The 4,996-nt window shown below is 44.1% G+C and carries 5 protein-coding genes; all 5 read right to left on the bottom strand.

What is annotated here, in order from left to right:
- Window positions 1–1,632 (bottom strand): DNA topoisomerase (ATP-hydrolyzing) subunit A (locus F7C14_RS03935; RefSeq protein ID WP_290900140.1); only part of this gene is annotated, 1,632 nt, incomplete at its 3' end.
- Window positions 1,632–2,375 (bottom strand): MJ0144 family RNA dihydrouridine synthase-like protein, encoded by a 744-nt coding sequence (locus tag F7C14_RS03930; protein ID WP_290900139.1) that lies wholly within the window; start codon window positions 2,373–2,375, stop codon window positions 1,632–1,634. The genes F7C14_RS03935 and F7C14_RS03930, both read right to left, overlap by 1 nt.
- On the bottom strand, window positions 2,365–3,213 hold the full coding sequence (dapF, locus tag F7C14_RS03925; protein ID WP_290900137.1) for a diaminopimelate epimerase: 849 nt from the start codon (window positions 3,211–3,213) through the stop codon (window positions 2,365–2,367). The genes F7C14_RS03930 and dapF overlap by 11 nt, the downstream gene beginning before the upstream one ends.
- Before the next feature lie 66 nt (window positions 3,214–3,279).
- Entirely contained in the window at window positions 3,280–4,560 is a 1,281-nt protein-coding gene (locus F7C14_RS03920) for a S8 family peptidase (RefSeq protein WP_290900135.1), read from the bottom strand.
- 28 nt (window positions 4,561–4,588) lie between these two features.
- Window positions 4,589–4,834 (bottom strand): nucleotidyltransferase domain-containing protein, encoded by a 246-nt coding sequence (locus tag F7C14_RS11090; protein ID WP_367114327.1) that lies wholly within the window; start codon window positions 4,832–4,834, stop codon window positions 4,589–4,591.
- Window positions 4,835–4,996: the final 162 nt, after the last annotated feature.

Here is a 4,996-nt window from a genome sequence, read left to right as displayed (position 1 = left end):
TATTCTATCGAGAGACCTGACTTTAACTATGTAGGCAGCGTAATCGCCATCCCTCAGGGAAATTCCGGAAATGCCAACACCACCTCTCCTTTGAACTCTGAAGTCACTTTCGTCGAGCCTCTTAGCAAACCCGTCTTTAGTGATTATCAGAACGTTGTTCTCATCTTTTATTGTGTCCACTTCCGTTATCTCCTCGTATTTCTCGACTATCTTAGTTCTCCTCTCGTCTCCGTAGTTTTTCTTTATTTCTTCGAGTTCCTTAATTATTATCTCGTCCATTTTTTCCTGAGAAGCGAGTATGCTTTTGAGCTCCCGTATTTTCTTATCGAGCTCCTCGTACTCTTTCAGTATGCCCTCTATCTCCATAGAAGTTAGCTTTTGCAATCTCATTTGCAGAACCGCATCGGCTTGCTTTTCCGAGAGAGAAAACCTGCTGATTAGTCTCTCTTTCGCTTCCGAAGGTGATTTGGAGGATCTTATGAGAGATATTGCTTCGTCCAGATTGGATATGACTATCTTGAAACCTTCAAGAACGTGAATTCTCTCTTCAGCCTTTTCAAGTTCGTAAGTCGTTCTCCTCCTGACAACTTCCCTTCTGTGATTGACGTATTCAGCGATGAGATCTTTTAGGGTTAAGACCTTCGGCTGAGTGTTTACTAATGCCAAAAGCATTATGCTGTAGGTTATTTGGAGGGGGGTGTAGAGGTAGAGTTTTTTGAGAACGAGGTTTTTGTCAACCCCACTTTTTAACTCAACGACAACTCTTATTCCCTCCCTATCAGATTCGTCTCTGACGGCTTTTACTTCCTCAAGCTTTCCCTCTTTCACGAGATTTGCGATTTTCTCAACGATTAAAGACTTTCTTACTGTGTAGGGAACTTCTTTGATTATTATCGCATTGTCCTCAAACTCAACCTTTCCTCGCAGAATTATTCTCCCTCTTCCAGTCTCGTAAGCCTTTATTATCCCATCCACTCCGACTATTATTCCACCAGTTGGAAAATCCGGACCTTTCACGTGCTTCATTAGCTCTCTGACGGTAACATCAGGATTTCTGATGTATTCGATAATGGCGTCGCAGATCTCCCTCAAATTGTGCGGTGGGATGTTCGTTGCCATCCCCACAGCAATTCCACTTGATCCGTTAGCAAGCAGATTCGGAAAGGCTGACGGCAAAACCGAAGGTTCTTTCAACGTGTTATCGAAGTTCGGAACGAAGTCGACGGTATCTTTATCGATGTCCCTCAACATCTCTTCCGCTATCTTCGTCAGCCTTGCCTCGGTGTAACGCATCGCCGCTGGTTCATCTCCGTCGATGCTTCCAAAGTTGCCTTGTCCATCAATAAGCGGATACCTCATGTTGAAGTCTTGAGCCATTCTAACCAAGGCTTCATAGACCGCAGCATCTCCATGGGGGTGATACTTACCCAACACATCTCCAACAATTCTTGCTGACTTTCTGTAATTTCTGTTGCTAAAAAGTCCCATTTCGTACATTGAGTAGAGAATTCTTCTCTGAACTGGCTTCAATCCGTCTCTTACATCCGGCAAGGCTCTTCCTACTATTACACTCATCGCATAGTCGAGGTAAGAGGTCTTGATCTCCTCAGCTATCTCCTTAACCAGTTCCATCAGATCACCTCAATCGGTGAGGAGAGAATATCGTCTTCAAGAAGTTCGTCAAATATTCTCTCATTTTTTATCACTGCCCTCGCAAGGGAAACGAGCTTTGCTCCACTTTCAACCATCTTCCTCGCGGTATTAATATCTTTCACCGAATTGTTTCCGATTACGTTTCCAAGAGCGGAAATTTCTTTGATAAGGCTGTAGTCCGCTCCGCCCCCCGGAATCATAGCGTCAACGTGAAGAATAAAAGCCGAAGAGAAAAGCCTTTTCGAGAGAGACGAATAATCGATGTTCAACCCACCTCTTATCTTAACGGAAACTTCGCAGTACTTAGAACAGCTCTCTACTATGTTCAAAAGCTTTTCTTGGTTGAAGAGCAAAGATTGTCCGGCTCCAATCTCCAGAAACTCTGGCTGCCTGCAGTGGGCATTTATCTCAAGGATAACATCATACTCGCTGCAAATTTTCGCTACGTTGACGTAACTGTCAATTGAAGATGCTCTGACGTTTACGGCAATTCTTCCGTAGGAGTCGAGAGCCGAAACTATTTCTTTCTCTATATCTTCAATCGGGTTTTCAAAGATGAATTCCCTTCTTCCCCTCTTCAAAGATTTGATCGCTGCTTCATTCGCCTTTTTATCGGCGTTAAATCCGCCGAGAATTGCTAAGCCGACTTTAAATCTTTTAACGAAATCTGAGTTGTTTATACCGGCCATCGCAGACAGGCAAAGACGGTTTCTAAACCTCATAATTTAGCTCCTCAGCCCTAATTTTTCCTTCTGCGATTCTCGCAGCCCCTCCTATAAGGTAAGCCCTCTCTCCTTCAAACTCGACGAAAAGCTTTCCTCCCCTCGTTAAAATTACCACTTTATCATCAGCAAACCCCAGCTTTCTCACAACCGCAGCAACAGCCACGCTTCCAGTTCCACAGCTTAACGTTTCGTTTTCGACTCCCCTCTCGTAAGTTCTGACGAAGAACGCATCTTTTCCTTCCCTCTTGACGAAGTTCACGTTAACACCTTCTGGAAAAAGCTCGCTCATTCTTATTGCTCTTCCAACTTTAACAACATCAAAATCGAAATCTTCCACGAAAACAACAGCGTGAGGTACGCCAGTATTGACAGCGTAAATCTCAAAGCCTCTGTTATCGACTTTCACCTTTTTCCCCCAGACTTCCTCTCTTGCTGGAATCTCTCTCCTATCGAACTTCGGAGTGCCCATGTCAACTTTCACCCACCACCCTTCCTCATTCCTTGCAACATCCAACTCGTAGATTCCAACAAGGGTTTCGACTTTTACTGGCGATTTGGCATAGCCTTCTTCGACTACATACCTCGAAAAGCACCTTATGCCATTTCCGCACATCTCTGCTTCGCTTCCATCGCTGTTGAAATACCTGAACTTAGCGTCGGCAACTCTCGACTTCTGAACGAATATCACTCCGTCAGCACCGATTCCAAAATTTCTGTGAGCTATAGCCCTCACGAATTTCGGTTTTTCTTCCTCCTTAACAACTTCTCCCTGAAACTCATCGATGATAACGAAATCGTTCCCGTTTCCGTGCATTTTAGCGAACTTGATTTCCATGATAAAAGTATCTTCGCTTAGGGTTAATAATTGGTTCGTTAAATAAAATGGAATAAAAAACGGTTGTTAACTTATCTCTTTTAAAGCCAAATCAGCCCTTACAATCCCGTAACCGTATTCAGCATCGTAGCCTTCATTTCCTAAATCTTCCGCTGTGATGTGGAGAATTCCTCTAACTGTTGAGTTGCTTGCGTCGCTGAAACTACCTACCGGAAGTATCGTACCGTATTTGTTATAGTACGCTGCTTGGATTAACGCCGCAACTCCGCTAACATGAGGACAAGCCATAGAAGTGCCGCTGAGGGTTGCATAGCTATCATCCGGATAAGTGCTTAGAATATCAACTCCAGGAGCTGAAAGTTCAACTCCACGATTGCTCCAGCTTGGAACAGCGTCGCTCATATTGGTTGCACCGACAGCTATAACCTCTTCGTAAGCTGCTGGATAGCTTGGAGTTGAAGCTCCTTCATTGCCTGAAGCTGCCACAAGAACAACTCCGTAGCTGTAAGCTTCGATTATAGCTTCATGCAGCGAGGTAACGTCCGAAGATGAGCCGAAACTCATGCTTATAACTTCAGCCGCATCATCCTCTGGATCTCCAGCGATAACCCCATCACCATCTTTATCAAGTACGCCGTCCGGTCCAAGGAGGGCTTGTTCAATTCCCAGTATTATGTCGCTCACCCATCCGCTCCCATCGTTCCCAAGAGCTTTTATAGCGTAAATCTCTACAGCGGGAGCAACACCGACAACACCGATTTCGTTGTTGATAGCCGCAACAATTCCAGCTACGTGCGTTCCGTGTCCGTTCCTGTCTTGATAAGCGTTAGGTTTTGTCGATATTCTTCCGTTGAGCACGCTAACTCCCCAAGCAAGATTGTTTTCAAGATCCGGGTGATCTCTATCAATTCCGGTATCGATAACCGCAACCTCAATAACTCCATTGGCTGAGCCGTTGCTTATAATCCAAGCCTCAGTGGCGTTAATTCTGTCTATTCCCCAGGGAATTTCTTGAGGGGGTTGAGTGGATTTATCCTTATTTTTCCCTGGAGGTGACGGAGGCTTTCCTTTAAAAACTTCAACAATTGCGTCCTTTTCAACTCTTACAACTCCCTTCGCTTTCGCCAATTTCTCTACAGCTTTGTCGGGCAACTCAGCCACGATTATCGGAAAGATCTTTCCCCTTGCTAAAACTTTCCCGCCGTTTGCTAAAATCACGCTTTCGTCAAATTTTTCGTCTACTTTGATTATAACCCGAACGTTATCGGTTTCAGCTGTTGAAATGGTAACTCCAGCAATTAATATCAGAGCTGCTACAGGCAAAACTGCCAGTTTTTTATTTCTCATAGCTCAAACACCTTTAAATGATTGATCGTTAACAAATAAAAAGCTTTCTGCGAGGGAACTCATAAATCTCAAGAAAAGAGAGATCCGCGGTAAGCGTTGAATCTGGCAGAGTTGTAATAGAGAAATGAGAGTAGAACATCATATGATCTGTAATTATTAGGACATCTATGTCGGAATTCTCATTCGCCATATTTCTTGCCGCGGAGCCGTAGAGGATATTGGCATCTATTCTGTCACCAAGTTCTCTCACGACTCTGTTTGTGAACGATTCCATAGCCTCTCTGTAATTTTCTGCGATTACGTCTATTTTCTCGTGAATAACAGCGATGCTCCAGGCTTCTGCGTTATGGTTATTATCCCTTCACGGAGGCATCTTGTTTCTCTGTACGTCGGTGTCCTTATTTTTCTGTGAAAAAAGTTGATAAGAATTAAACAT

The sequence above is a fragment of the Ferroglobus sp. genome, from assembly GCF_015521575.1.
GTDB lineage: Archaea > Halobacteriota > Archaeoglobi > Archaeoglobales > Archaeoglobaceae > Ferroglobus.
The sequence above is the reverse complement of the archived record's forward strand: the minus strand, read 5'-3'. Positions and strand labels throughout refer to the sequence as shown.

What these genes read in the sequence shown, in the direction of transcription:
- F7C14_RS03930 (WP_290900139.1), bottom strand. Translation starts at nt 2,375, where the DNA reads ATGAGGTTTAGAAACCGTCTTTGCCTGTCTGCGATGGCCGGTATAAAC.
- dapF (WP_290900137.1), bottom strand. Translation starts at nt 3,213, where the DNA reads ATGGAAATCAAGTTCGCTAAAATGCACGGAAACGGGAACGATTTCGTT.
- F7C14_RS03920 (WP_290900135.1), bottom strand. Translation starts at nt 4,560, where the DNA reads ATGAGAAATAAAAAACTGGCAGTTTTGCCTGTAGCAGCTCTGATATTA.
- F7C14_RS11090 (WP_367114327.1), bottom strand. Translation starts at nt 4,834, where the DNA reads ATGGAATCGTTCACAAACAGAGTCGTGAGAGAACTTGGTGACAGAATA.